The sequence below is a fragment of the Brevibacillus humidisoli genome (genome assembly GCF_020923435.1).
Lineage (GTDB): Bacteria > Bacillota > Bacilli > Brevibacillales > Brevibacillaceae > Brevibacillus_E > Brevibacillus_E humidisoli.
On record NZ_CP087263.1, the window covers coordinates 3,569,176 to 3,595,037 of the forward strand.

General features: G+C 52.6%; 26 protein-coding genes and 1 pseudogene. 15 read left to right on the forward strand and 12 right to left on the reverse strand.

Annotated features, from left to right (window positions below):
- Positions 1 to 223: 223 nt before the first annotated feature.
- The gene (cyoE, locus tag LOK74_RS17455) at positions 224 to 1,156 is read right to left on the reverse strand and encodes a heme o synthase (RefSeq protein WP_230043285.1); all 933 of its coding nucleotides are present in this window, start codon (positions 1,154 to 1,156) and stop codon (positions 224 to 226) included.
- 435 nt (positions 1,157 to 1,591) lie between these two features.
- Between cyoE and LOK74_RS17460 the strand changes: the two genes are divergently transcribed.
- From LOK74_RS17460 to LOK74_RS17485, 6 genes are all read left to right on the forward strand, one after another.
- Positions 1,592 to 2,359 carry a sulfite exporter TauE/SafE family protein gene (locus LOK74_RS17460; protein WP_230043286.1) on the forward strand — a complete coding sequence of 256 codons (768 nt, stop codon included), beginning with the start codon at positions 1,592 to 1,594 and terminating at the stop codon, positions 2,357 to 2,359.
- Positions 2,360 to 2,487: 128 nt separating this feature from the next.
- Complete coding sequence (locus tag LOK74_RS17465; RefSeq protein ID WP_230043287.1) at positions 2,488 to 3,723, forward strand: MDR family MFS transporter; 1,236 nt, start codon at positions 2,488 to 2,490, stop codon at positions 3,721 to 3,723.
- Positions 3,724 to 3,847: 124 nt separating this feature from the next.
- Positions 3,848 to 4,594, forward strand: coding sequence for a type I methionyl aminopeptidase (gene map / locus LOK74_RS17470; protein WP_230043288.1), 747 nt, complete (start codon positions 3,848 to 3,850; stop codon positions 4,592 to 4,594).
- A gap of 177 nt (positions 4,595 to 4,771) precedes the next feature.
- The gene (locus LOK74_RS17475; protein WP_230043289.1) at positions 4,772 to 5,188 is read left to right on the forward strand and encodes an EamA family transporter; all 417 of its coding nucleotides are present in this window, start codon (positions 4,772 to 4,774) and stop codon (positions 5,186 to 5,188) included.
- A 46-nt stretch (positions 5,189 to 5,234) separates the two neighbouring features.
- Positions 5,235 to 5,372, forward strand: coding sequence for a hypothetical protein (locus LOK74_RS17480; protein WP_230043290.1), 138 nt, complete (start codon positions 5,235 to 5,237; stop codon positions 5,370 to 5,372).
- A gap of 269 nt (positions 5,373 to 5,641) precedes the next feature.
- A complete protein-coding gene (locus tag LOK74_RS17485) occupies positions 5,642 to 6,667 on the forward strand; it encodes an NADH:flavin oxidoreductase/NADH oxidase (protein WP_230043291.1) in 1,026 nt (341 codons plus the stop codon).
- Between the two features lie 53 nt (positions 6,668 to 6,720).
- Here the strand turns inward: LOK74_RS17485 and LOK74_RS17490 are convergent, their stop codons facing one another.
- The gene (locus tag LOK74_RS17490; RefSeq protein ID WP_230043292.1) at positions 6,721 to 7,425 is read right to left on the reverse strand and encodes a DUF421 domain-containing protein; all 705 of its coding nucleotides are present in this window, start codon (positions 7,423 to 7,425) and stop codon (positions 6,721 to 6,723) included.
- A 184-nt stretch (positions 7,426 to 7,609) separates the two neighbouring features.
- Here LOK74_RS17490 and LOK74_RS17495 point away from each other — a divergent pair, with 184 nt between their 5' ends.
- Together LOK74_RS17495 and LOK74_RS17500 are read left to right on the forward strand one after the other, a co-directional pair.
- Positions 7,610 to 8,188, forward strand: coding sequence for a TetR/AcrR family transcriptional regulator (locus LOK74_RS17495; RefSeq protein WP_230043293.1), 579 nt, complete (start codon positions 7,610 to 7,612; stop codon positions 8,186 to 8,188).
- On the forward strand, positions 8,185 to 8,568 hold the full coding sequence (locus tag LOK74_RS17500; RefSeq protein WP_230043294.1) for a DMT family transporter: 384 nt from the start codon (positions 8,185 to 8,187) through the stop codon (positions 8,566 to 8,568). Before LOK74_RS17495 ends, LOK74_RS17500 begins: the two co-directional genes overlap by 4 nt.
- Before the next feature lie 103 nt (positions 8,569 to 8,671).
- On the opposite strand, the gene LOK74_RS17505 is transcribed toward LOK74_RS17500, so the two are convergent.
- From LOK74_RS17505 to LOK74_RS17545, 9 genes and pseudogenes are all read right to left on the reverse strand, one after another.
- Complete coding sequence (locus LOK74_RS17505; protein ID WP_230043295.1) at positions 8,672 to 9,073, reverse strand: DUF488 domain-containing protein; 402 nt, start codon at positions 9,071 to 9,073, stop codon at positions 8,672 to 8,674.
- A 100-nt stretch (positions 9,074 to 9,173) separates the two neighbouring features.
- Complete coding sequence (fabF, locus tag LOK74_RS17510; protein ID WP_420908684.1) at positions 9,174 to 10,415, reverse strand: beta-ketoacyl-ACP synthase II; 1,242 nt, start codon at positions 10,413 to 10,415, stop codon at positions 9,174 to 9,176.
- Positions 10,416 to 10,663: 248 nt separating this feature from the next.
- Positions 10,664 to 11,440, reverse strand: a complete 777-nt coding sequence (locus LOK74_RS17515; protein WP_230043297.1) for a Cof-type HAD-IIB family hydrolase — start codon at positions 11,438 to 11,440, stop codon at positions 10,664 to 10,666.
- A 111-nt stretch (positions 11,441 to 11,551) separates the two neighbouring features.
- Positions 11,552 to 12,652, reverse strand: coding sequence for a GerAB/ArcD/ProY family transporter (locus tag LOK74_RS17520; protein WP_230043298.1), 1,101 nt, complete (start codon positions 12,650 to 12,652; stop codon positions 11,552 to 11,554).
- Positions 12,653 to 12,669: 17 nt separating this feature from the next.
- Entirely contained in the window at positions 12,670 to 12,903 is a 234-nt protein-coding gene (locus LOK74_RS17525) for a hypothetical protein (RefSeq protein WP_230043299.1), read from the reverse strand.
- An 18-nt stretch (positions 12,904 to 12,921) separates the two neighbouring features.
- The gene (locus LOK74_RS17530; protein WP_230043300.1) at positions 12,922 to 14,043 is read right to left on the reverse strand and encodes a GerAB/ArcD/ProY family transporter; all 1,122 of its coding nucleotides are present in this window, start codon (positions 14,041 to 14,043) and stop codon (positions 12,922 to 12,924) included.
- Positions 14,044 to 14,071: 28 nt separating this feature from the next.
- Complete coding sequence (locus LOK74_RS17535; protein ID WP_230043301.1) at positions 14,072 to 15,271, reverse strand: Ger(x)C family spore germination protein; 1,200 nt, start codon at positions 15,269 to 15,271, stop codon at positions 14,072 to 14,074.
- Positions 15,272 to 15,357: 86 nt separating this feature from the next.
- Positions 15,358 to 16,557, reverse strand: coding sequence for a Ger(x)C family spore germination protein (locus tag LOK74_RS17540; RefSeq protein ID WP_230043302.1), 1,200 nt, complete (start codon positions 16,555 to 16,557; stop codon positions 15,358 to 15,360).
- 30 nt (positions 16,558 to 16,587) lie between these two features.
- A pseudogene (locus LOK74_RS17545) lies at positions 16,588 to 18,102 on the reverse strand (spore germination protein); the annotation flags it as partial.
- Between LOK74_RS17545 and LOK74_RS24405 the strand changes: the two are divergent.
- The 6 genes from LOK74_RS24405 (at position 18,034) to LOK74_RS17570 (ending at position 23,892) form a co-directional block, all read left to right on the forward strand.
- Positions 18,034 to 18,216: a hypothetical protein gene (locus LOK74_RS24405; RefSeq protein ID WP_420908796.1), complete on the forward strand. Its 183-nt coding sequence runs from the start codon at positions 18,034 to 18,036 to the stop codon at positions 18,214 to 18,216. The pseudogene LOK74_RS17545 and the gene LOK74_RS24405 overlap by 69 nt on opposite strands.
- Before the next feature lie 160 nt (positions 18,217 to 18,376).
- Entirely contained in the window at positions 18,377 to 19,894 is a 1,518-nt protein-coding gene (locus LOK74_RS17550; protein WP_230043304.1) for a vWA domain-containing protein, read from the forward strand.
- 184 nt (positions 19,895 to 20,078) lie between these two features.
- On the forward strand, positions 20,079 to 21,269 hold the full coding sequence (locus LOK74_RS17555) for an HlyD family secretion protein (protein ID WP_230043305.1): 1,191 nt from the start codon (positions 20,079 to 20,081) through the stop codon (positions 21,267 to 21,269).
- Positions 21,266 to 22,042, forward strand: a complete 777-nt coding sequence (locus LOK74_RS17560; protein ID WP_230043306.1) for an ABC transporter ATP-binding protein — start codon at positions 21,266 to 21,268, stop codon at positions 22,040 to 22,042. Before LOK74_RS17555 ends, LOK74_RS17560 begins: the two co-directional genes overlap by 4 nt.
- A complete protein-coding gene (locus LOK74_RS17565) occupies positions 22,039 to 23,178 on the forward strand; it encodes an ABC transporter permease (protein ID WP_230043307.1) in 1,140 nt (379 codons plus the stop codon). The genes LOK74_RS17560 and LOK74_RS17565 overlap by 4 nt, the downstream gene beginning before the upstream one ends.
- A 42-nt stretch (positions 23,179 to 23,220) precedes the next feature.
- The gene (locus LOK74_RS17570) at positions 23,221 to 23,892 is read left to right on the forward strand and encodes a TetR/AcrR family transcriptional regulator (RefSeq protein ID WP_230043308.1); all 672 of its coding nucleotides are present in this window, start codon (positions 23,221 to 23,223) and stop codon (positions 23,890 to 23,892) included.
- 72 nt (positions 23,893 to 23,964) lie between these two features.
- On the opposite strand, the gene LOK74_RS17575 is transcribed toward LOK74_RS17570, so the two are convergent.
- Positions 23,965 to 25,038, reverse strand: a complete 1,074-nt coding sequence (locus LOK74_RS17575; RefSeq protein ID WP_230043309.1) for a hypothetical protein — start codon at positions 25,036 to 25,038, stop codon at positions 23,965 to 23,967.
- Positions 25,039 to 25,245: 207 nt separating this feature from the next.
- Between LOK74_RS17575 and LOK74_RS17580 the strand changes: the two genes are divergently transcribed.
- A complete protein-coding gene (locus LOK74_RS17580) occupies positions 25,246 to 25,728 on the forward strand; it encodes a DinB family protein (protein WP_230043310.1) in 483 nt (160 codons plus the stop codon).
- Positions 25,729 to 25,862: the final 134 nt, after the last annotated feature.

A 25,862-nucleotide genomic window follows, 5' to 3' on the forward strand; every position in this document is an offset into this window, starting at 1 on the left:
GCCAGCCATCTCAGCCACCTCTCACCCCTACCCACGTTGCTTCACCTCGTTCCCTTTCATCCGATTGCAAATCTCCTGGCTCATCGTCCACCTGCTGGTATGACAGCAGTGTCAAGCTTAGTTATACCCACACAATAAGGTGGCACCCGCAATGCCTTGGCCATAGCGGATGCCTGCGATACGTTCCCATCAGCAAGCACCGAGCTTGCCTGCTTTTTCGCTTTTACAACGCACTCACAATAATAGCGAAACAGAGCACCGTCAGGTAAATCAACGAGTAGCTAAACGCCTTGCGCGCCCAGACCAGATCGTCCTCTGCTTTAAAACCTTTCAGCAAGATATATAAATACCCGATGCCGAGGATGAGCGCCGTGGCCAGGTAGACATAACCGAGATTGGCGTACAGCATGAGCAGGAGGGAAGCGGGAACCATCGGCGCGGCATAGTTGAACATCTGCCGCTTTGTTTCCGCAAAGCCCTTCACCACGGGCAGCATAGGGATGCCGCCTGCCCTATATTCCTCGGTCTTCAACATGGCCAGCGCCAAAAAGTGCGGCGGCTGCCAGAGGAACAGGATCAAGAAGAGCACCCACGCCCCCATCTCCACATTGTTCGTAACCGCTGCCCAGCCGATCAGCGGCGGGATGGCGCCGGAGATGCCGCCGATCACGGTGTTTAGCGTAGTTACCCGCTTAAGCGGTGTATAGATCAACACGTAGAAGATGTGACCCAGCAAACCAAGCACAGCGGTCAGAGGGTTGGCAAACAGGGCGAGCACAATCAGCCCGGCAACCAATAGCGCAATCCCGATCGCCAGTGCATTTCGCGGATGGATTCGCCCGGAAGCTAATCCACGATTTTTGGTCCGCTTCATCTTGGCATCCAGTTCTCGATCCCAGTAGTTGTTTAACGTTGCGCCCGATGCAATCACAAATGCCGTTCCCAAAAGCGTTAATACAAGTGTATGCAGCTCCAGTTTGTAACCAAAGGTAAACACAGCCAACCAATAGCCAGTAAACGTGGTAAGCAAGTTGGACAGGGTAATCCCCGGCTTGGTGAGATGCAGATAATCGCTCCACGTAGCCGGTTGCATCTGCCCATCGCTCTCTGCTTCCAAGGAAAGGCTGTCAGATTGGTAAGTAGCCTGCTGATCCATCCTTGCTAACCCCTTTCTGAGGTAAGTCGCACCGGCGTGACAGGTCGTCATCCTGCCTGTCGCCGGAGCATCTATCCTTTGCTCGTGTGTCTGAATAGATACACGTAACAGAGCAGAAAAACACCCGTTCGATACGCCTCTCATTGTAGCGAAATCTAGTCAACGGAGTCAACTTGAGCCCCTCATTGCAGTGCCTTGCTGCCTCCACATCATCTCACCGTAACTGTACCAGAATCAAGTGGTCTGTAGCGACGGCAATCTTGACAATTTTATAACACTGCCGCTCTTGTCAGGCATGTGAAGCAGCATTGGAAATATAAGCCTATTTTCGAGCTGAATGGCACCCTGCCCGGTGGGGACCCATACTGTGATAGTAGTCTACGGGACAGCGGCGGACTAAGATCACGACAATACGGTAAGGAAGGGATAAGCTGTATGGATTTGCAATTGATCATCATTGGTCTGTTTGTCGGTTTCCTCGTCGGTCTCACAGGGGTGGGCGGAGCTGCTCTGCTAACGCCAATTCTAGTGATGTTGGGGGTTCAGCCAACGATTGCCGTAGGAACAGACCTCGTCTACAACTCGATAACAAAAGTTTTTGGTGCCTTGCAACATTGGCGGCAGCGTACAGTCAACCTGCGGGTCGCCATGTACTTCGCGATCGGCAGCGTTCCCAGTGCGATTTTGGCGGTCAACTGCATCCAGTGGATTGAGCTTGTCTATGGCGGCGCTGATCTGATCATCAAAAAAGTGTTGGGGTTTGCTTTGATCCTGATCCCCATCGCGATGATTGTGAAAACGATACAAGATAGGCGGGAACCTCACCCCAACCGCTGGCAGCAGTTGTCTATCTCCGAAAAGAAAAAGATCACGATCACCATCGGTGCCGCTCTGGGCTTCATCGTCGGTCTTACCTCTATTGGAAGCGGCTCGCTGTTTGCGCTTGCCCTGATGTATTTTTTTCAGATGAGCGGGAAAGAAGTGGTCGGGACCGACATCGCTCACGCGTTTGTCCTTGTAACAGCAGCAGGACTCGTACACATGAGCTATGGCACTGTCGATTACCCGATCGTCTTTCAACTGTTGGCCGGCTCCATCCCCGGTGTGTTCATGGGAAGTATCCTCGCGACGCGCGTCCCTACCTTCATCCTGCGATTTGCCATCTCGACGATCATCTTCTATACCGGACTGAAGCTGCTCTGACCCCTCCCATCCTGTTCTTTCGCTCTGTTTTTTCCATCAAAAAATTTTTGAAACAGTGCTTGCAGACCATCTATCGTCTCATTACTCTATAGATACGCTATGTTTACAAAACAGAAAAGAGGATTGCGATGAGCAGATGGCAAGGGGTTTTAAAGCGGTATGACACCGCGATCTGGGTCAGGGTGTTCGGGACCGTGCTGACCACACTGACCGGATTTATGCTGCGTCCGTTTTTGGTGCTATACCTCTACGACAAACTGGATGGCTCGATCCTGCTGCCCATGGTGGTAGTCGGACTGCAGCCGCTAACCGGCATTCTCGTCACGCTCTGGGGCGGTGGGTTGACCGACCGCTATGGGAGAAAGCCGCTGATGGTGACAGCCTTGATCGTACAAACTCTATCGATGACAGGATTCATCTTCGCCGAGTCGGTGTGGGAATTCGCTGCCTTGACTCTGCTCAATGGTTTTGGCATGGCCTTGTTTTTCCCTGCGGCCAACGCCCAGGTAACCGATGTTGTACCAGAGGAGCAGCGGGCTGAAGTATTTGCCCTGCTTCATACCGCGCTTAACGTGGGAGCTGCTTGCGGCCCTCTGCTGGGGCTGGCATTGTTCACACAGAGTCCGGCGCTCGTATTTTCCTGTGCTGCAGCTGCTTCCCTGGTTTACCTGCTGACTGTACTTTGGAAAATCCCAGAGACCCTGCCAGCCGACCTTCGGCTGCGCTCCCTTCCAGTCAGCCGCCATCCCAAAATGAAGCTGACCCAGCACAAGCCGTTGTTGTGGATGACTTTGTTTGCCACACCGATTGGCCTGTTGTACGCCTATACGGAATCGGTGCTGCCGCTCCATCTTAAAGCCAACTTTGTCAACTATGAGACGGTATTCGTCTGGCTGATGACGATTAACGGGACAACCGTCATCCTGCTGCAGATCTGGCTGACCAAGAAAACGGAGCATCTCGCCTTGCACAACGTGATTCTGGTCGCATACCTGCTGTTTGCCACTGTGGCGTTCGGTTACGGTTTTGGCAAAGTATTCATCCTGCTCGCCCTGATCGAAATCGTCTTTACGATCGGTGAGATGCTGGTTGGCCCCCATATGCAAAAGGCCGTTTCCATCCTGGCTCCGCCAGAGATGCGGGGCCGCTATTTTTCTATTTATGGGCTAAACTGGCAGGTCGCTAAAGCAGTCGGTCCCTTGTTTGGCGGGGTGTTGCTTTCGGCGTTTGGCGGGGAATTGATGTTCTCCGTAGTGGCCGTGCTTCTCCTGGTCTCAGGATTGGCCCAGTACCGTCTGCTGAGGCAGCTCCGTCATGATTCACAGGTGAAGGCGACGGTGTCAACCGCCACGCGTACCGGGTAAACCGGTGGCGGGCGGGCGCTGCTTCGTCCCGGTTTCCGTCATTCGCACGTTTTGATTCCCTTTTCAGACCAGTCGTATATACATACAGAAAGATGTATCAGCAAGGTTGGGGAGGGAGCATCCAGTGATCACGCTGAAAACGAAAGAGCAGATCGAACAGATGGCTCAGGCAGGGAAAATTCTGGCCGCCTGCCATCGGGAGATCGCTAAACGGATCCGACCGGGAGTCACCACTCGGGAAATCGACCAGTTTGTCGAACAGTTTCTGGAGAAACACGGCGCCACTCCGGAACAGAAAGGTTATCAAGGATACCGTTACGCTACCTGCGCTTCCGTTAATGATGTGGTATGTCACGGCTTTCCCAGCAAACAGCCGCTCGCTGCAGGCGACATCGTCACGATTGACATGGTGGTCAATAAGGAAGGATGGTTGGCTGATTCGGCCTGGTCTTATGCTGTCGGCAAAATCTCACGGCAGGCCAGGAAACTGCTGCAGACAACGAAAGAGTCGCTCTACGTGGGGATTGAACAAGCGGTGGCCGGAAATCGCCTGGGGGATATCTCCCACGCTATCCAAGTGTACGCCGAAAGCCGTGGATACGGTGTGGTGCGTGAATTCACCGGTCACGGCATCGGGCAGGTGATGCACGAAGATCCTTATGTCCCCCACTACGGTTCGCCCGGCAAAGGAATCCGCTTGAAAGCGGGGATGGTGATCACCATCGAACCCATGCTGACGACAGGATCATACGATGTCCGAGTGGATGACGACGGATGGACGGCACGTACGATGGACGGCAGTCTCGCCGCTCAATATGAGCATACCGTCGCGATCACCGATGAGGGACCGGTCATTCTCACAGAGCAATAACAGAAGGCAAGAGGGAAATCGAGAGTGCCATACGTTCAGTTGGCTAACCCCGCTGTTTTCGGCGGGGTTTTCTGCTGACCGGGCCAGATGCTGGAAGGGCAAAATCCAGTCATGGCAGCCCCGGACAATCTCATATAATCGTTATGAATCCATTTGGAGATGCGGGAGAGGGATTATGTGCTATATCTGGTAATCTTTTTAGTGACGTTGATCTGGGGAGTCAACGGCTTGATCGACCGTAAAGCCCTGTCCACCAGCCACCCGATCGAAGTCAATTTTATTACTACGCTGACGATGGTCGCCGTCGTGTTTCTCTCTTTCACGTTGGCGCGATGGTCGGGAGTCCCGTTTCACTTTCACAAGAATACCGTTTTGTATGCTGTTTTAAACGGAATCTTGATCCCCGCCTCATTTATCATCTATCTTTACGCCCTGTCCAAGGACAACTTCACCACTGTGATTACCATTACCGCTACCTATCCGTTAATCACCTGCATCCTTGCCAGTATCCTGTTTAAAGAGCCGCTCACCGCCAACAAATTCATCGGCCTAACAATGACCGTGATCGGGCTTTACTTTGTGCTAAGGGACTAGCTCGACCGATTCCCAACTCACAAGATGCTGGACAGGTCAGCGCGAAATGTTACCTCCTGTCATAACAGCAATCGGCAGCAGCCCCATCCTCGGAGCGATCGATCAACCCAATCTGGAGTCAGTAGCTGCCCTGCAGCCAGATCTGATCCTGGGCAGCAAAGGCGGTAAACCTGATGCTGGATGATATGTTTCAGTACTTGACGAAAGAATAGAACAATACGAGAAGGATAAGGCTGTTCCACCCTAGGTTGCCGAACAGCTTTTTTTGTGAGAAAAACCAAAACTTCCGATCTTAAGAGCATAACCTTCCGGGTCCCTTGCCATCAGACTGGACGTGTTCTTGTTGGGAGAACCTACGGTTGTATGACCCTACACTTCTGCACTTTCTTTTCTAAAGTAGATATGTTTTACTTAGTCCTGAATACAATACGACACAAAAAAGGAGAGTTGACCATGACAAGTTTAGCTGCTCCATTTCGACTAAAAGGCTTGGAACTGAAAAACCGTATTGTCATGCCGCCCATGTGCCAATACTCTGTCGAGGCAAAAGACGGCAAACCAAATGATTGGCATTTGGTTCACTATGTGTCGCGGGCGGTCGGGGGAACGGGTCTGATCATCATTGAGATGACCGATGTTGAACCGGATGGCCGCATCACAGATTACGATCTTGGACTGTGGTCTGACGAACAGATTCCCGCATACCGCCGGATTATCTCAGAAGTGCAAAAATACGGAGCCAAGATCGGGATCCAAATCGCCCATGCCGGTCGCAAGGCGGAAGATGCGGACGTACCAGTTGCCCCCTCTGCTCTTCGCTACAGTTCCGACTATAAACAGCCGCGTGCGCTGACGACTCAGGAAGTACAGCAGATGGTGGTCAAGTTTCAAGATGCCGCCCGCCGAGCGGTAGAGGCAGGGGTAGACACGATCGAGATCCACGGTGCCCACGGCTATTTGATCCATCAATTCCACTCCCCCGGCATCAACAATCGCACAGATGAATACGGCCGCGATCTTTCCCGATTTGGGGTTGAGGTGGTAGAGGCCATCAAGGCCGTCACTCCAGAGGATATGCCGCTCATCATGCGAATTTCCGCCGTTGAGTACATGGATGGCGGGTACGACTTGGACCATGCGATCGAGCTGTGCAAACGGTATAAAGAGGCGGGTGTCGACCTGTTCCATGTCTCCAGCGGTGGAGAAGGGCCGATCGGCAGCAGAAAACCGGGCGGACATCCTGGATATCAGGTTCCCTTTGCTCGCGCCATTAAGCAAGCGTTGGATGTGCCGGTCATCGCCGTAGGCAGTCTGGAAGATCCCAAGCTGGCAGAAGCCGTAGTCGCAAATGGGGACGCCGACCTGGTCGCAGTGGCAAGAGGCATGTTGGATGACCCGTATTGGGCCCTCCATGCGCTGCAAACGGTAACCGGTCAAGCGCGAGAGGCAGCCCCTCGGCAGTATCGAGTCGCTTTTTGAACTGAAAAGACCAGCCATACTCGCAAAGCAGTCCACCAGCGCTGATATTGTCCTTACTGCTCCGCGGGGGAAGAGCCGAATGCGGCATCTTCCCCCGCTCCTGTATCCACTGTCAGTGAGTGGTCAGTATCGCGAACAGCCGCGTAAAAGACGTCACGCACGTCCGTCACACCTAGCAACTTCAGCTGCTTTTGCAGCCACCGCTCATCCCTGTTGATCAGACGCAGGTTTCTCTCCTGCACCTTCCCCTCCACCACTACTGCGATCGGCAAGCCCTGATACTCCACTTTCATATCGAGATGGCGAGGCGTCACAGGTATGACGTCCTCTCTTGGCAAGATACTAATCTCTCCTGTCGGTTCCAGGATGGCATATTGGACATCGCGGATGTCGGGATACCCAGCGGAGCGCATGCTGGCCAGCAGTTCGACCAGTGAATAGCGACTCTGACGCAAGTTGGCTTTGATCAGTTTTCCGTGTTTGACCAAGATCGTCGGATGGCCGATCACCAGACGGTTGATCCAGCGAAACAACGTTAGTTTGGCAAACAGCACATGAATGATCGAAACGGTCACAATACCGGCTACCGCCTCTCTCACGTGCTCACTGGCGATCGGACTAACCGCCAGCGTCGCCAAGAAGATGATGGCCGTCAGGTCATGTGGCGTCAGCTGAGCCAGTGTTGCTTTGCCCATGAACCGGATGACGACGACAGAGACAAGAAACAACAAGATAACCTTCCCTATATATAGAAGCACCGCATTCTCACCCGAATCTGCTGTGATTTTCTCCCATAACGTGCCCGTGTACTGCTCATGTTATCCCCCTGCTGACTGGCGATTTGCCATTTGCTTTAGCCATTTTCGTTATGGTATAATGATTTTGGTACCGATAAAACAAAAATAGTTTTCTTGGTTTCTATAAAAGGGAGGTGAATGCGGCATGCACGAAAGAATTCTTGCCGGAGCTATCGAGCTGATCCAGCAAAACGGGATCAAGTTTACCATGGCCGACCTGGCAGCACAGCTTGGGATGAGTAAGCGAACCTTGTACGAACACTTCTCGTCAAAGGAAGAGCTGATCGGCACTATCATCGACCGCTCTCTGACAGAGATGAAGGAGCAAGAAGCGCTAATCGCCGCCGACCCGCGGCTTGATCCTATCGAAAAGTTGCGTGTGCTGCTCTGTCTAACTCCAGAAGAGTTTCGGCTTGGTGGCCTACGCCTACTGCATGACGTAAAACGACATCTGCCCGGACAATGGCAAAAAATCGACCATTTCCTGCGGGAGGAATGGGCCACGATATGTAGTGTGATTGAGGAAGGGATTGCCAGCGGTCAGATCCGGCCAATCAATCTGCCGGTCTTTATCCAGATGTACGTAGGCTGCCTCCAACAGTTGATCGACCAACGATTTCTTGCGACACAAAGCTTGAATCTCTCTGAGGCGTTGGAAGAGATGGCCTCGATCATGCTGTCTGGCATTACCGCCGATCACACCACAAAGGAGGGATCCTCATGAATTGGTTCTATCTGATTCTGGCGATTGTACTGGAAGTGGCAGGGACGACATCGATGAAGATGTCGCAAGGCTTTACCAAGGTGTTTCCATCCTTATTGATGTTCTTCTTCTATGCCGCCAGCCTGGTATCGCTCACTGTCGCTCTCAAGTACATTGAGGTAGGCGTGGCATACGCGATCTGGTCAGGAGTGGGGACAGCGCTGATTGCTGTCCTTGGGATCCTGATTTTCAAGGAATCCGCGACACTGCTCAAAATCGGTTCCCTCGTACTGATCATCCTCGGTGTCATTGGTTTAAATCTCGGCGGGACGGACCATGGTACGAGCCAACCAGGGCATGCCATCACTAAGGAAACGAGTGAAACGAGAGATTACCGATGAAAGAAGCAAAGGGGTTATCGTTCTTTTTCTGGGTTACTGATGTGCTGACTTCTACCAAAGAATTCACGGAGCATCCCTATAGCGACGCACCATCATAACCTAGTCAGTCCTCTGGACGATTCACCGGATCAGGCCAACCGTTGCGATTCGACTCTAGCCACTCTTGTAGCACGACAGCCTGGTTGTGCTGCTCATCTTTCGCGGCATACAATAGTGTGACCGTCTCGGTGGCAGCGAGCCGCTGCAATCGCTCCAAGGCCTTGCGCTGATCAGGACCGGCATGGCGGAGTTCCTGGATGTACCTCTCCCGGAACTCCGCGAACCTGTTCGGATCATGCGCAAACCACCTGCGCAGTTGATCACTCGGAGCGATCTCCCGCAACCATTCGGTGAGTTGCGCTTGCGCTTTGGAGATTCCCCTCGGCCAGATACGGTCCACTAAAATGCGGCAGCCGTCGGAAGCCGCCGGCGCCTCATATACTCTTTTTGTTTTTACACGTGCCATATTCATCTGCCCCTCTCTCCGCTCGTCCCCATACTTGATATGCTTGCTCTTAGTTATCTTTACCACATTGGGACAAGTGACCGCACCGGATGCACGCGTGTCAAAGATCTAATTTTCGGAAAATAAGCGCGGTATTATGACCGCCGAAACCGAGGGCATTGTTCATTACTGTATCAACTGCCCCCCACCTCGCCTCATTGGGAACATAGTCCAAGTCACATTGTTCATCAGGGGTTTCGTAGTTGATCGTTGGCAAAATCGTTCCGGTGTGCATGGTGAGAATCGAGAAGATCGACTCTACTGCACCAGCGGCTCCCATCAAGTGGCCGGTCATCGACTTGGTCGAGCTGGTCGGAACGTGATAGGCCCGCTCGCCAAACAGCGCTTTCAACGCAGCCGTCTCGTACAAGTCGTTGTAGATGGTGCTGGTCCCATGCGCATTGACATAGTCAATATCTGTTGGCGACAGCCCTGCATCATCCAACGCCTTTCGCATCGCCCGCACACCACCCTCGCCGTCTGGAGCAGGTGTGGTGATGTGGTAGGCGTCACCAACCGTGCCGTAGCCGACGATTTCGCCGTAAATCTTCGCATCGCGCTGTAAAGCAGAGCGAAGTGATTCCAGCACGAGGATTCCCGCTCCCTCGCCCATGACAAGCCCGTCACGGTGTTTGTCGAACGGTCGGCAGGCCTTCTCAGGGTCCGGATTGGCAGAGATCGCACCCATCGCACAGAACGTGGCGATACCCATCCGGGTGATGGACGCTTCACTCCCTCCTGCGATCATCACCTCTGCTTCTCCCCGTTGGATAACACGATAAGCATCTCCAATCGCATTTGCCCCGGTCGCGCAGGATAAGACCGTACAGGAATTGACCCCTTTGGCGCCGAGGTAGATCGACACCTGGCTGCTCGCCATGTTGCAGATAATCAGGGGAACGGCGAAGCGATGCAGATTTTGATATCCCCCTTGCAGCAGGTTGAGAAACTGCTCTTCAAAGCTTTCCAAACCGCCGATGCCTGTCCCTACCCAGACGCCGACCTGCTCTGCCTCGACGTGTTGGCCGATGATCAGTCCCGCGTCTTCCACCGCCATCACCGCCGCGGCGACGGCGTACTGGGCAAATCGATCCATTCGACGCCCTTTTTCGATATGGACGTAGTCGTGAATATCAAACCGCTTTACTTCGCCGGCCACTTTTGCGGGAAGATCCTCCGTGTCGATCTTCGTGATCCGACCGATACCGGAACGCCCCGCTGCCGCAGCCTCCCACGTGTCCCGAACGTTGTTGCCCAATGGTGTCACACAACCCAAACCAGTGATAACGACGCGATTTTTCATCACTCATACCCCCCAGGCTTGTTTGGAAAAACCATCGCTTTCTGTCGGCACCTATGCACATCATGGTGGATAGTTCGATAGAAACCGACCCTCTTCCTTCCTTTTCCATGACCGGAAGGGATTTTCAAATGATCAGCGTGGGGCTACCCTCGGAATGGGCAGCGATGGCGACACTACAGCTCGCTACTCTCAGGCGCTGGGGAGATGACCATAATACCCTACACACAAAAAAGACACTGTTTCCAGTGTCATGAAATCAACCCAATCTGCTGCAATCCATGGCGGATACCCCCATCACCGGCATCGCGAGTCACCCACTTGGCATAAGGCTTCAAATCCTCATGAGCGTTGCCCATCGCGATCCCCATCCCGACAAACGAGAGCATCTCTATGTCATTTAAACCGTCGCCAAAGGCGACCGCTTCTTCTGCAGACAGGCCCAGGTGCTTGAGCAGAGCCGCAATCCCCTTTGCTTTCGATCCTCCGCCCGGCAAGATGTCCAGTGCGTACGGATGCCAGCGAATCGACGAGAAATCGGCGAGATCCTCCAAATAGGCCGTCTCTTCATGTGGCTGACAGTACAGAAAAGCCTGATAAATCTCTTTCTCCTGCCAGTAGCAGTGATGATAGTCAGGAGGCTGCAGAGACAAATAGTGAAACGACTCGATAATGCGCGGGTGATCCTCGGCATTGGCGTAACAATCTTCTTCACTGAGGTAGACGAGCGGATGATCATAGGATCTGGCCCGTTCTTCCAGTAACGACAGCGATTCTTTTTTGAGCGGCTGCGTATAGACGACCGTCTCTTTTTCCACTACATAAGAGCCGTTAAAACTGACATAGGTGTCAATTCCAAGCTGATCTGCGACCGGCTTCAGATGATAGGGGGAACGCCCCGTGGCGATGGCTACTTTTGTGCCCGTCTCTTTTAGCTGTGCCACTGCTTGTTTGGTGTCTTCCGGTATCTCATTCTTGCTGTCCAAAAGCGTGCCATCAATGTCAAAGAAAACAATGTTGTACGGCATGGCTCTCTCCTTCTCTAGATCATTCTCTCCTACAGCTATCTTAATCCATTATTGGCGAAATCGGAAGGATAGGTTTCCCCCAACATGCCCCACATGGTACTGACTACCTGCTCATCCACTCCTATGCTCCCCTCTGCGCACTGTACCTACCGCCAGCAGCAGCAGCGGCATTATGATACCAATTGTGATATCGTACAGCGGCCAGTATCTGCTGATGACCAAGTTGTAGTAGCTGATGTTTGGCGAAATCACAATAGCAAGTACGACGATATTGACCCCCATGGGCAGCAGCAGCATCCGGTAGTCTCGCAGTTTTAACAGTTGCGCTAATCCCAGATGAGAGGCGTAGTAGTATAGAGTGATTTTAAAGTACATGGTAAGCAGCCACATGATGGCCAAAATCGCTTCTATCCTTTCGATAAAATCACCGACACTGATTTGTTTGGCCAAAGAATAACTGGCGTAGATATTTCTTGCCGTCAGGTCGGGGCCGAGTACAAGAAGGGCCAACACGACGATGACCGTCAATACCGTTCCTCCCATCGCTGCCCCAAACAAAAAACTTTTCGCCATTCGTTTCGGTTCATGCACAAACGGAAAAATCATTAAAAAGACAAGCAGTTCCGTAAACGGAAAAGCCATAACCGGCAGTGCTCCTGCTAGTACCGGCTGGAACCCTTCCGCCAGGATCGGCGTCATTTTTTCCGTGTCCACTTCAGGCGAAAGAAAAAGCACCAGCATGAAAAACAGCAAGATGAACCAGACGAAAAAAGTTTCTCCTGCGCGCGCGATCGGTTCAAGACCGAGCCGAGCCCCCATAATCACGATAGAGAGCATCAGGATCAGGATCGCTTCAATCGGGGTTTCCGGCATGATTTGCGTCGTCATAAAATCCCCGATTTCCCTAACCATCAAGCCTATATTGAGCAAAAAATACAACAGAAACAGGAGAGAAAAGACAATTCCCAGCCACTTGCCAAGGATTTTATCATTGTATTGTACCAATGTCAGTCGAGGATAGAGCGCTCCTACCTTGCAAAACAGATAAGCTATGGTCAAACCTGCCGCTACCCCGATGATCATGGAGATCCACGCATCCTGTTTCGCCTCAGCGACTATGACGGACGGCAGTACCAGAATAGAATCTCCGATGGTAACCAGTATGACCAATACGATTAATTGGTGAATCCCGATTCTGCCACGATCCAGCACCGTCAGACCCCCCTCTCTTACTTTAGGAGTCCGGTCAGGAGATCATTTGCCGGCTTGTACAAAGCCGTAATCCAATCCAGTGGATTAGGAATCTCTACATCCAGACTCTTCGCGATACCAAGCCCCACCCCAAACAGCAGCAAACAGGAAAATACCCACAGTTCCTTTCGATGACGGTTTCGCACCAGGCGGGGAACCTCGATTAGTGCGATGACGACCCCGACCAGCACGATCCCTGCAATGATCAACATGACGGCACTCCTCCTTTGCTATTTGCGATCAGGGAGTCCTTTTCTCAACTGAGACCTGCCGCGAAACGCACCGATTGCCCATAGCAGCAGGGGCAGGAGCACCCCATAGGTAAACACATACAATGGCCACGTGTCCCGATCAAACTCGTGCGAATCGACGATATTGGGATGGGTGAACGTTGAAAACACAATCATGAGCAGCCCGAGCGGCAAAGTCAGAAAGCGGTATCTTTGTATCTCCAGCGTTTGGGCGAGGCCAACAATAGACGCATAAAAGTAAAATGCCGCCTTTATGTAGATGGTAATGAGCCAGATGATCGCCATCACAGCCTCGATCCGCTGCACGATATTGCCTACGTCTATCTTTTTCGCCAATGCATAACTAGGATAGGTCTGCCGCGACGTGATGTCTGCACCCAACACCAAGATCGTCAACCCGATCATCACGATGAGAATCGCCCCACCCACCAATACGCCGCTCACAAAGGCTTTCTTCGCTGTTTGAGGATCGTTGACGGAAACGGGAAACATCATCAGCATCGTAAACATGGGCCACGAGAAAATACTGCTGACGAGCATGGTAGCATAAAGCAGTGGTCCTATCCCTGTTTCAAACACTGGTTGCAAGTTTTGTGTATCCACCTGGGGAGAGACAAAAACAACTAAAATAATGAACAGAACCACGAACCAGGGAAATAAAATTTCCACGGCACGAGCCAACGTCTCGAGCCCCAAACGAACCCCAAGGATGACGATGCTCCCAAACAGGATGTGGATCGCTTCAATTGGCGTCTCCGGCATCCATTGCGTCACGACAAAGTTCCCGACATAAAACAACAATTCGGCTGCTGAGTAGAAAAATAGAAAAACAAGACTAAGAGAGACCGCCTTGCCCAGCCATTTACCTAGCGCTTGCTCAATCATCTTGACCAGGGTCAGATTGCCAAACTGACTTGCCAAAGCGTTGTACAAGAATACAACGAGCAAACTCAACACGGTCGCCCATACGGCAGGAATCCACGCATCTTGTTTGGCCACGTCGGCAACACCTGCAGGCACAACCAGGATCGCTGTGCCGACCGAAAAAATCACCACGATGTAACGGAATTGTCGAACCGATAACTTGTCGTTCTCCTGCATCTGTGGTCACCTTTCTACTGCGCGCAGTCTACTCTTTCATTTCCTCGAGGAAGGATTTGCTTACTGTACCCAAGCGACGGATCTTAAAATCTACCGTTACATGCACCGCTACATCGACAAACATTTCGTTCCAATCTTGTTTTAGTTGCCTCCATGCTTGCGGATCTGCGAAGTGAATCGCCTGGCCAAATCCAAAGATATCTACTTTGTATCTTCGTTGAACTTTTTTGATGGTACGTTGAATCCTGTCTTTTATCGCCTGCTCCACTCGCTTTTCCAGTTCGTAAATCGCCTGTGGATCGCTGACATCAAGCAAGCATTCCACTTCCCCGACATTTCCCTCCGTCTCGACCGTGATCTCGATTTCCGGTTTTCCGTTGATAACCTTCCCCTTCAGTTCGGTCCCGGAGCGAATCACCTCCAGCACCAACTTCCCCCCTTTGGGGCAGCTCACCTCTTCTGCTGTATTTTGTATCCGATCGACTATGTAGGTATATCCTTTGCTTTCCTCTTCCGTCAACCAACCGATCAATTTGTCTTTGTTGAATACGGCAAGTCCGGAATACTGCAGTTGGCCGGGAGAATCGATCAACTCCACATTTTCCCTCGTTTCCCCTATTTCCGGGTCACCTTTTATTTGCACCCCTGACAGTACCGGATTCTTCCCAGCACTGGTCAGATCAGAGATTAGTTCATCCATTGTGACCGTCAGCGCCGGCCCCCATGACTTTTCCGAGGTTTCCAGGGAGGAAAAGAGATTAATAGCCGGGACTTTTTCTAGTGGCGTCAAGATTTCCAAGATATTTTCAGCCCTACTCCCCTTTGCGACAACGATATAGAAATCGGTTCGATACTCGTGATCCCGGGTGATAAAATCCAATACGTTTCCGATTCCTTCTCTGGCGACCGCTTCCCCAATCACCAGCATGCGCAGATGAGAAGCATAGATTTTTCTGGGGCTGACCGTCGTCATTTTCCGTCTCGCTTCAAACAGATTTTTCCCTGTGGCATGATACATCGTCACTGGCGTACGACTGGCCGTCGCCTGCTTGGCTGCCACTTCTCCCGGATCAACGACCTGACTGGACACCCGGTATTGGCTGCCTTTCTTATCGATCGCGAACCCCACTTCCAGCGCGATATCATTCAGTTCGCGGCGGTTCCAACAACCGGCTGCTAGCAACAGCAGTACCAAGGACAGACAGATCAGCGCCACTTTTTGTTTCACCGCCCAACCTCCTTTCCATCATGACTATTGACGCCTGCGTCGCTTGGTCAGCGCAGTTGGTTCCCTCCTCGTCCCCCTATGGCGCGTTATCCTTTCATATCCTGCAAAAAGGATTGGGTAACGGTCCCTAAACGGCGAATCTTGAAATCGACGTTCACGTTAACGGTCAGATCAACAAACTCTTCCTTCCATTCTCCCTTCCGTTTTTTCCATGCCTGCGGGTCGGCCTGGTAAATGGCCTGACCAAATCCAAAAATATCTACCTTATACGTTTTCTGCACTTTTTTGATCGTCCGTTCCACCCTTTTTTTGATCTCCTGTTCTGCCCGCTTCTCCAAGTCGGCAAGGGTACTACTTTTGGTTAGATCAATGAGACATTGCACTTCCCCAACATTTCCCTCCGTCTTGATCGTGATGTCGATTTCCGGTTTTCCGTTGGTCACCTTCCCCTCTACCTCAGTTGAGGAGCGGAGTACCTCTAATCCCAGCAATCCTCCTTTTGGGCAGGTGACGTTTTCGATTGTACTATCGACGAAGTCACGTATGTAGACAAGCCCTTTGCTTTCCTCCTCATTTAACCAGCCGACCAGTTTGTCTTGGCTGAATACGGCAAGCCCCGCATACCGCACGCGAACAGGAGAATCGATCAACTCCAGGTTTTTCGTTGTTTCTCCCATCTCCCGATCTCCCGTGATTTCGATCCCCGTTAGAACGGGACTGATCCCTTCACTGGTCAAATCGGTAATCAATTCTTCCAACGTGATGCTCATCGTCTCGGCCCATGCGTTCTCCGACGTTTCCAGGGAACGAAACATTTTGTTGGCTGGAATTTTTTCCAACGGGGTTAAGTTCTTCAGGATTTGATGGGCGCTCGCCCCTCGCGCCACAACGATGTAAAAATCGGTACGAAACTCATGATCCCGAGAGATCAGATCCAAAGCTTTTCCAATTCCCTCTCTGGCTACTGACTCCCCCAGCACCAGCATGCGCAGGTGAGCCCCGTACATTTTTCTCGGGCTCTCCCGCGTCATCTTGCGCACGGTCTCAAACACGGAATCCCCTGTCATGTGATACATCGTCACTGGCGCGCGTCCCGCTCTCCCCTGCTTCACAGCCACTTCTCCGGGATCGACAATTTGTGTGGAGACCCTGTATTGTTTGCCCACTTTATCGATTGCGATCCCCACTTGGATGGAGATGTCATTTAATTCACGGCGGTTCCAACAGCCGGTGGCGAACAGCAACGCGACGGCAACCAGGCAAAACAGGGTCACGTTCCGCTTCACAGCTCAACCTCCTTTCGATCCGCTCGTTGTTCACCGCCGTGGCGGCGGTTTTGGAGTGGACGGATTCTGCTCACGCCTCACGTTTCGTTGACTGATGAGGCGGGGACGGGAGAACATGGCCCACCAAGGCACCCGCAACATGGCGTCCTTCTGGTCGGTCGGTATTAACGGAGCAAACGGACTTAAGTATGGCACCCCGAATGAACGTAGACTGCACAAGTGCAGGACGAGTGCAATTAACCCGACGATAATCCCAAACAGCCCAAAAGAAGCGGCAAGTGCCATCAGCGCAAAGCGAAGTATGCGTACAGCAATTCCTATGTTAAAAGCTGGCAACACAAACGTGGAAATCGCTGTGATCGCAACGACAATGACCATCGCGGCAGACACAATGCCGGCCTCCACCGCCGCAGTTCCAACCACCAGCGTGCCCACGATCGATACCGCGGCGGCAATCGCCTTGGGCATTCTCACGCCCGCTTCCCGCAAGATTTCAAAAGTAATCTCCATGATCAGCGCCTCGATGAAGGCGGGAAAGGGAACGCCTTCCCGCTGCGCCGCCAGACTGATCAACAGCGGCGTCGGGATCATTTCCTGATGAAAGGTGGTAATCGCGATGTAAAGCGATGGTGCGAGCAAGGCAATAAAGAAGGAAAGATAACGAAGCAACCGCAGCAGTGTACTAATGTCGGCCCGCTGATAATAATCCTCCGGCGCCTGAAAAAATTGCACCATCAGAGCAGGGACCAACAGCACAAACGGTGTCCCGTCAACCAGGATCGCTATCCGCCCCTCCAGCAGCCCGGCAGCGATCACATCCGGGCGCTCTGTATTGTAAATGGTAGGAAAAGGCGTGTACGTCTCATCCTGGATTAACTCCTCGATGTAGCCGCTTTCCAGAATCCCGTCAATATCAATCCGATCCAGTCGCGCACGTACTTCTTGGACAACTTCCTGATTAGCGATTCCGTCGATGTACATGATCGCCACTTCAGTTTTGGTCACACGGCCGATCACCCTGCTTTCCAGCCGCAGGTTGCGATCTCTTATCTTTCGTCGGACGAGCGCCGTGTTGGTGCGGATGGTTTCCGTAAATCCTTCCCGTGGACCGCGAATGACCGACTCGGCACTCGTCTCCTGCACACCTCGGTCACGCCAGCCGCTCATCCCGATCACAAAGCCCTGCACATAACCGTCCAACAAGAGGACTACGTTCCCTGAAACCAGCGATGCAACCACTGTGTCAAGATCATTCACATCTTCAATTTCTCCTACTGTCAGGACGAATTCTTTCAAGAAAGGTAAAAGGTTCTGACTATGAGAGAGCATGTCCTCAAAGTCCGTCTGGTGAATGTCGACCATCAGTGTTTCCATGATAAAATCCTGCACCGATTTTGTATCGGCCAAACCGTCGATATATAAGATCCCGACCTTGATCCGTCGGCTGGAACCAATTCGAACCTCTCTGATGACGAGATCGTCACTATTTCCAAGCACATCGACCACCTTCTGAACATTTTTCTGAAGGCTCGGTCGCAGCAGCTCCGTTTGCGTTGTCTGGTCAACCAAGCCGCCGTGGAAAAACTGCTTGCTCACGGGCGGTTTTCGATGTCTTTTTCCAAAAAACCTCATGCCGATTTCTTCCTTTTCGATCACTAGTTATCCTCAGCATATACCTACGATAACCTTTCTAAACATCGCACAATTACCCGCGCTGCAGACCATCAGCTAAGCGTTGCCGTTTCTGCAACGATGCTGACTGCCAGATGTAACACTCCTTTTATTTCCACGTCTCAGCAGATAAAAGGGGGTATTCATCATGCCAAGAAAAAGATATCTATTGGCGGCGGCAACCGCTCTGTTTGCTTTCGCAGCAGCAGGATGTGCTGTGAGTCAGCAGAGCGCGCAACAGGAGGCCGCCAGCAATATGGCGCGATCAGCAGATAGTGTGTCTGAGTCGGGCTATGCCGGTCAGCCAGCCCCGCCAAACGGGGAAGCGTACGACAACATGTACTTTGAGCATTACGGAACCAACCCGTTTATCGCGACCGAAGAGGATCGCCTCTCCACCTTTGCCGCAGATGTTGATACTGGGTCCTACACCGTGATGCGAAACTACATCAACCGCGGCGAGCTGCCGCCAAATGACGCGGTACGGGTAGAAGAGTTTGTCAACTACTTCCCGGTGGCGTATCCACTTCCAGCTCAAGGCGATACCTTTGCCATTCACACAGACGGGGGGCCTTCTCCCTTTGGCGAGGGGTATGACCTTCTGCGTATCGGGATCAAGGGCAAAGAAATCGCAATCGAAAATCGGCTCCCTGCCCATCTCACCTTTGTGATTGACGTGTCTGGTTCGATGAATCGAGAAAATCGGCTCGAACTGGTGAAAAAAAGCTTGCGTGTTTTGGTTGATCAACTAACAGAAGAAGATACCGTAGGCATCGTCGTGTACGGCTCGCGCGGCCGCGTCCTGCTGGAGCCTACATCGATTGCAGAGAGAGAAGAGATTATGCAGGCGATCGATCAACTGCAGCCCGAAGGATCGACCAATGCAGAAGAGGGGCTCCGCTTGGGATATGAGATGGCCGCCGAATGGTATGAGAAGGGGGCCATTAACCGTGTCATCCTCTGCTCTGACGGGGTAGCCAACGTCGGAAAAACGGGACATGAGGAGATTCTCAAAGAGATTGAACAGCATGCCACAGCAGGTATCGCCCTCAGTACCTTTGGTTTCGGGATGGGCAACTACAACGACGTACTGATGGAGCAGTTGGCCGACGAGGGTGATGGCCAATACGCCTACATCGGTACGTTCTCCGAAGCGAGACGGGTGTTCACCGAGGCTCTTACCGGCACCCTGCAGACGATCGCCAGCGAGGTGAAGATTCAAGTCGAGTTTGATCCTGGCCAAGTGGAACGCTACCGATTGCTCGGATACGAAAACCGGGATGTACGCGATGAAGACTTCCGCAACGATAAAGTGGACGCCGGCGAGATCGGCTCCGGTCACACCGTCACCGCGCTGTATGAAGTGAAGCGAAAAGGCAGTGCCACTGCTCCACTGGGCACCATTCGCCTGCGCTATCGAGAGCAGGAGAGCGGTCAAATCAAGGAAATCGAACAACCCCTGCTCACTGGCAATGAGTTGTCCCAAGATTTGCGCTTTCTGGCCGCCGTTGCAGAATACGCGGAGATTTTGCGCGGCAGCTACTGGGCGAAGGACGGTTCGCTGGAAGAGGTTCTGCAGTTGGCGGAGGAGAACAGCTCCGGCGAACAGCAGATGGAATTCGTGCGCCTGGTAAAGGACAGCATTGCCTTGCAGCGGGAAGAATAACAATTGACTCACCGGTTCGACGCCGCAACTGTCAGCAGTGGACAGCTGCGGCGTTTGTTTGGAGAGGAGACGGGACTGCATAAAATCAGCATAAATCAAGGATAGTCAGAATGCACATGGGGAAGGTATAATAAATCGAAAAGTGAGTGATTACTCACTCTAAAAATTGAAGGGGGATTGATCCATGCGAAATCGCGCCCTGCTCACCACCCTTTCCTTATCCATGTTTCTTCTGACATCCTGCTCCCTGTACGGACAGGAAGATACGACGCTCTCCGGTACGATTGAAGCGGATGAACTGCCAATCGTAGCAGAGGTTGGCGGCATGGTTCGCTCCATCGCAGTAGACGAAGGAGCCAGCTTGCAGCAAGGAGAGGAAATAGCCACGATCGATGACCGTACCTTTCGGCTGCAGGTAGAGGAAGCGGAAGCGCTGTTGGCTCAGGCAACCGCCAAACTGGAAGAAGCCAAAGCGGGTACACGCAACCAGACACTGCAGCAGGCAGCGGCGTCCGTCCAACAGTCTCAGGCCACTGTCCAGCAAGCAGAAGCCCGACTGCGGCAAGCCAAAGCACAGGTGACACGTGCTCAAGAGCAGCTGCAGCAAGTCCAGGCTCAGTTGGAAGGAGCAAAGCGCACGCTTGCCTATCACCAATCACGATTGCAGGAAACGACGCAGCTCTTTGAACAGGGTGCAGCCACCAATCGCGATGTGGAGACCCAGCAAGAAGCCGTTAATCAGGCACAGACACAGGTGGACCAATTGACTGCGCAAGTCTCCGCCAGCCGTTCTCAGGCAATCAGCGCCGAAAACGAGGTAGAGGCAGCCACGGCCCAATTGGCAGCAGCCCAGTCTCAGGAAGATCACGCTTCCGCCCAGTTGGATTTGCTCCGTGAAGGCAGTACCGGCTACACGATCAAAGCACTGCTGGCGGCGGAAAAACAGGCACGCGCCAAACTGGAGGCGGCCAAACTGCAGCTGCAAAAGACAACCCTCATCGCACCCGCGGACGGCATCCTGCTGCGCAGCAACATCACAGAAGGGGAAGTGGTGAAGGCCGGAGCCACCCTGTTTACGATGATGAAAAAAGAGAAACTTGAGCTTACGGTTTACATTCCGGAAGCAGACCTGGGCATGGTATCAGTCGGCCAACAGGTCAGCGTCCAGGTTGACGCCTACCCCGGCGAACAGTTTACCGGGATGATCAGCGCGATCGCCGACAAAGCGGAGTTCACACCGAAAAACGTGCAGACCAAAGAAGAGCGCACCAAGCTGGTTTTCGCCGTTACTATTCAGCTGCAGAACGGGTTTGACAAACTGAAACCGGGCATGCCTGCTGACGTCTCGCTCTCGGAGGGGGAGGAGTCCCGATGAACGATGTGATTCAGTGTGAAAACCTGACCAAGAAGTTTCAGCAGCATGTGGTCGTGAACAACCTGACCCTATCGATCCGCAAAGGGTCTATCTTTGGCTTTCTCGGGCCAAACGGCTCCGGCAAATCCACCACGATCCGCATGCTGTGCGGTTTGCTGCTGCCTACCTCCGGCTCCGGCACCGTGCTCGGCTTTGACATCACCAAAGAGAGTGAGGAGATTAAGCAGCGCATCGGCTATATGTCGCAGCGGTTCAGCTTGTACGAAGATTTGACGGTTGAGGAGAACCTAGACTTTTATGCGGGGATCTACGGCATCACTGGATCACGCCTGCGGGAGCGGAAGGCAGAACTGATCGCGATGGCCGGACTGGAAGGACGGGAGAATCAGTTGGCAGGCTCGCTCTCTGGAGGTTGGAAGCAGCGACTGGCTCTCTCCTGCGCTCTATTGCATCAACCGGAGCTGCTGATCCTCGACGAGCCGACGGCAGGGGTTGACCCGGTCTCCCGCCGTGTTTTCTGGGACGTGATCCACCGTCTGGCTGAACAGGGGATGACCGTCCTGGTCAGTACCCATTACATGGACGAAGCGGAGACCTGTGACGAGATCGGCTTTATCTTCTTCGGAGATTTGCTTGCCCAAGGCACGCCGCGCCAGTTGATTGAACGGATGAGCGCAGCCAATCTGGAAGACGTTTTTATCGCACTGGTGCACGAGGCAGAAGCGAAGAAACGGAACGGAACCTCCGTCGGCGAAACGGGGCGAGTCCAATGAAACGATTCAGCCTCTCACGCTACCTGGCCATCGTCAAAAAAGAGATCATCCAGATCAAGCGGGACAAACCCAGTCTGGGCATTGCCCTGGTGATGCCGTTGATGATGCTGTTTTTATTTGGATACGCGGTCAATACGGATGTCGACCAACTCGCGACGGCCATCTGGGATCAAAGCAAATCGCCCGACAGTCGGGAATTGGTGCGCCACTTTACCAATACGGAAGTATTTCAGGTGGTCTCGTACGTCTCTGGATATGACGAACTGGAGGGGATGATCGACAGCGGCAGCGCGCGGGTCGGCATCGTCATCCCGCCCGATTACGCCAACAAGCGGGACAATGATCTGCCCGTCTCCGTGCAGCTGCTGATTGACGGTTCCGATCCCAACATTGCCCGTACCGCTGCAAGCAATGCTCAATTGATCGTACAGAACCAGGCCATCTCGATCCAGGAGCGGAAGCTGCAACGAGAAGGATTGGGCGAGCTGGAACTGCCGCTCACCGTGGAGTCTCGCGTCCTGTTTAATCCTGACATGAAAAGCATCGTCTTTAACGTGCCAGGGTTGATCGGGATTATCATGCAAAATGTGACGATGATCTTGACCGCCTTTTCACTCGTTCGCGAGAAGGAACGTGGCACGATGGAACAGCTGGTCGTCACACCGATTCGACCGCTGGAATTGCTGCTCGGCAAGATCACGCCTTATGTATTCGTCGGCTCGTTTTCTTTTTGCATTGTCTTGCTGTTGGGAACATTCTGGTTCGGTGTCCCGATCAAAGGGAGCCTGCCACTGCTCGTCATCCTGTCCATTCTGTTCCTGATTACCACTCTGACGCTGGGCATCTTTATCTCGACGGTTGCCAACACCCAACTGCAGGCGATGCAGGTCGCTTTTGCCTTTATCCTGCCAAGCGTACTGCTGTCCGGGTTTATGTTCCCGCGCGAGACGATGCCGTTTTTGATAAAATGGTTGGGAGGACTTGTCCCTCTCACCTACTTCCTCGAGATTCTGCGCGGGATTTTTCTCAAAGGGGTGGATCTCACCGCCCTATGGCAGGACACACTGGGCATGATGATCTTTTGCGTGTTGATCATTACCCTCGCGATCCTGCGATTCCGCAAGCAGATCGAGTAACACAGGTGTTGATCCGAATATAGAAAGGAACATGGACGGCCGATGAGCGACCAACGTTTTGAAGACCGCCTGCAGGCGTTTATCGAGGAGATGAAGCACGAAGACAAGATGACCGAGAAGCAGCGGAGCATCCTGGAAGCGGCGATCAAGCTGTTTGCCGGCAAGGGGTTTCATGCTACTTCGACCAGCGAGATCGCCAAGGAGGCGGGGGTGGCGGAGGGGACGATCTTCCGTCACTACAAGACAAAGAAAGATATCCTGATCGCAGCCGTCGCCCCGGTGATCGTCAAAATCGCCGCCCCCTTCATCCTGTCGGACATTCGGGAGATTCTAAAAACACAAGTACAAAAATCGTTCGCCGATGTCGCCAGCGAGTTGTTCAAGAACCGTCTCTCGCTCTTGCAGACAAATGAAAAGCATTTTCGCATCCTGATCCAGGAAGTCTTTTTTCACGAGGAACTGCGCGAGGCCCTGATCGATGCCGTCGCCCGCGAAGCGCTCGGGATCGTCAAAGAGTTCGTCGAACAAAAAATCGACGCAGGTGAACTGCGCCCGCTGCCGCCGGAAGTGATCGTACGGGTTATTTTCTCCCTGCTGGTAGGCACTGTCGTATTCAAGTACGCCATAGGCAGAGAAGAGTACGCCCTCCTGCCGGAAGAAGAACAAGTCGCACTCACCGTGGATATTCTGATGAACGGCATCAGCCGACGCTGAACCGATCTTTCCGCTGTTGCCAAACATCCCGCACCTGCCGACGACTGGTGCGGGATGTGGTTATGGCTATGGCTATGGCGTAATCTTTACCTTCATTTCAATCATATTGACGGTCTCGTCATTGGTATCCTTCACTTTGACCAGGTCGCCTTTCAACTTCTCTCCTTTGGCCCCGTAGGCTTCCGTGACCGTCGGCCACATGTCATCATCGGGTACAAACTGGATCAGGAAGTAGTACATTTCTACGTCTTTGGGATGTTCAATCTGCAGCATAAACGAACCGTCAGGGTTCACCTGCGTATTGTCGGTGTACCCATAGTGCCAATGATCTGGTATGTCGATATTGGCCTTTACCTCGGTGCCTTCCAGCAGATTGCTTTTAGCGGTGACATAGAGATGCTTCTCATCCTTGGACACGGTCGGCTTGATCCAGATCGTCGGCTGACCGTAATCATCCGGTTTGTCCCACTTTGGTGTCTCAAAGGCCACCTTGGTACCGTCGGCCGCCTCCGGATCGACATAGGCATAGGCGGCTGCCTTGTACTTGATTTCATCCGAGTCGAGGTATTGATAGACGTATGGGCCAGTCAACTTCTCTCCGTTTTCGCCGTAGGCCTTTTTAATCCGCTCACTCTGGAATTCGGGCTTGAAGTAGAGCTCCACCTGGATTGTATTCTTCACATCAGGTTTTTTGATCTCCAGTTCAAAACTACCGTCGCCAGCTACTTCAGTTTCTTCATTGTACCCCCATACATTATACCCTTTGACATTGACATCGTTAGAGATTTCCGTCCCTGGGAGCAAGTTCGACTGCCCCTTGATGATCAAGTTTTTTCCGTTGACGGTAATCTCCCCCTCCAGGCGCACGTCCAGATTCCCCTGGTCTTCCGGAGCGTCTTCACTCGCTGTGGAGACCACTTCAAACTCGACTGGTTCTCCCGGCAGTTCCGCTTCTGCCGCTTCCTGTTCCCCCTCTTCCCCGGCAGACTGCTCCGCTTGCTCGGTTTGTTTCTGGTCTGCTTTCGCAGTCTCTCCTTGCTCCTGTTTTGCTGTAGCATCGGTTGACGTCTCTGTCGCCTGGCCGCAGCCGAACAGCGACAAACTGAGTACGAGGATAATAAGTCCCAACCATCTTTCTTTTTTCATGTCCTTCTCCTTCCCGACAAAAAATGACTCAACAATAGAAAATCATATCAGCAAATAGAGGAAATTTGCACCAGAAGAATCAAAATGAGGATTTTGGAACCAGGCCTTTCGATCTATGAGCACACAAACCCTTTTGTGCGAATTGAGTGAATCGTTCCATTATGGTACGATGAGGGAGAAGTGCCTAAAAAAGGAGGCATGTTTGAGATGACAGAGGAAATGCTGTTTTTTCAAATGAATCTCGTTCGCAAGATGACGCTTCACTCAGTCTCTGACGTCACAGAGGAGTTGGCCGATCTGATCCCCGCTGGATCCCGGAACAACATTCGCTGGCATCTGGGTCATATCTTGGTGATACAAGAGTTTCTGATGTTCCGCCTCACCGGTGAGCAGCTCGGCTTGACCGACGAGTACTTCCGCATGTTTGGCCGCGGCACCAAACCTGCCGACTGGCAGACGACTGCCCCTGATCTGGAGTCGTTGCGCTCGCTGCTGGACCAGCAGACGTCACGCATTCGAGAGACGTTCTCCGGTCGGTTGAGCGACGCGGCTCGCAAACCATTCGTCTTCAGAGACGGTGTGGAATTCAAAACCATCGGCGAGATTCTCAACTTCAGTCTGATCCACGAAGGCATGCATCAAGGATATATAAACAGTTTTATACGAATCTCAGAGAAGACGAGCGTTTGAGTACCTACTTTTGAGCGCTTGCGCTTAAGCATCTTGCTTAAGCACTTTTTTTTAGCTTTTCTCAGCCATGATCCCCTTGCCACGAAAGGTTGCTGTTCGAGTTCCATTCCTTTTATAATGGTCGGTAAAGGGGA

Bases quoted from the DNA above. Each gene is read 5' to 3' on its own strand.
- cyoE (WP_230043285.1), bottom strand. From the start codon at position 1,156: ATGGATCAGCAGGCTACTTACCAATCTGACAGCCTTTCCTTGGAAGCA.
- LOK74_RS17460 (WP_230043286.1), top strand. From the start codon at position 1,592: ATGGATTTGCAATTGATCATCATTGGTCTGTTTGTCGGTTTCCTCGTC.
- LOK74_RS17465 (WP_230043287.1), top strand. From the start codon at position 2,488: ATGAGCAGATGGCAAGGGGTTTTAAAGCGGTATGACACCGCGATCTGG.
- LOK74_RS17480 (WP_230043290.1), top strand. From the start codon at position 5,235: ATGTTACCTCCTGTCATAACAGCAATCGGCAGCAGCCCCATCCTCGGA.
- LOK74_RS17485 (WP_230043291.1), top strand. From the start codon at position 5,642: ATGACAAGTTTAGCTGCTCCATTTCGACTAAAAGGCTTGGAACTGAAA.
- LOK74_RS17495 (WP_230043293.1), top strand. From the start codon at position 7,610: ATGCACGAAAGAATTCTTGCCGGAGCTATCGAGCTGATCCAGCAAAAC.
- LOK74_RS17500 (WP_230043294.1), top strand. From the start codon at position 8,185: ATGAATTGGTTCTATCTGATTCTGGCGATTGTACTGGAAGTGGCAGGG.
- LOK74_RS17505 (WP_230043295.1), bottom strand. From the start codon at position 9,073: ATGGCACGTGTAAAAACAAAAAGAGTATATGAGGCGCCGGCGGCTTCC.
- fabF (WP_420908684.1), bottom strand. From the start codon at position 10,415: ATGAAAAATCGCGTCGTTATCACTGGTTTGGGTTGTGTGACACCATTG.
- LOK74_RS17515 (WP_230043297.1), bottom strand. From the start codon at position 11,440: ATGCCGTACAACATTGTTTTCTTTGACATTGATGGCACGCTTTTGGAC.
- LOK74_RS17525 (WP_230043299.1), bottom strand. From the start codon at position 12,903: ATGTTGATCATTGCAGGGATCGTGCTGGTCGGGGTCGTCATCGCACTA.
- LOK74_RS17530 (WP_230043300.1), bottom strand. From the start codon at position 14,043: ATGCAGGAGAACGACAAGTTATCGGTTCGACAATTCCGTTACATCGTG.
- LOK74_RS17550 (WP_230043304.1), top strand. From the start codon at position 18,377: ATGCCAAGAAAAAGATATCTATTGGCGGCGGCAACCGCTCTGTTTGCT.
- LOK74_RS17555 (WP_230043305.1), top strand. From the start codon at position 20,079: ATGCGAAATCGCGCCCTGCTCACCACCCTTTCCTTATCCATGTTTCTT.
- LOK74_RS17560 (WP_230043306.1), top strand. From the start codon at position 21,266: ATGAACGATGTGATTCAGTGTGAAAACCTGACCAAGAAGTTTCAGCAG.
- LOK74_RS17565 (WP_230043307.1), top strand. From the start codon at position 22,039: ATGAAACGATTCAGCCTCTCACGCTACCTGGCCATCGTCAAAAAAGAG.
- LOK74_RS17570 (WP_230043308.1), top strand. From the start codon at position 23,221: ATGAGCGACCAACGTTTTGAAGACCGCCTGCAGGCGTTTATCGAGGAG.
- LOK74_RS17575 (WP_230043309.1), bottom strand. From the start codon at position 25,038: ATGAAAAAAGAAAGATGGTTGGGACTTATTATCCTCGTACTCAGTTTG.
- LOK74_RS17580 (WP_230043310.1), top strand. From the start codon at position 25,246: ATGACAGAGGAAATGCTGTTTTTTCAAATGAATCTCGTTCGCAAGATG.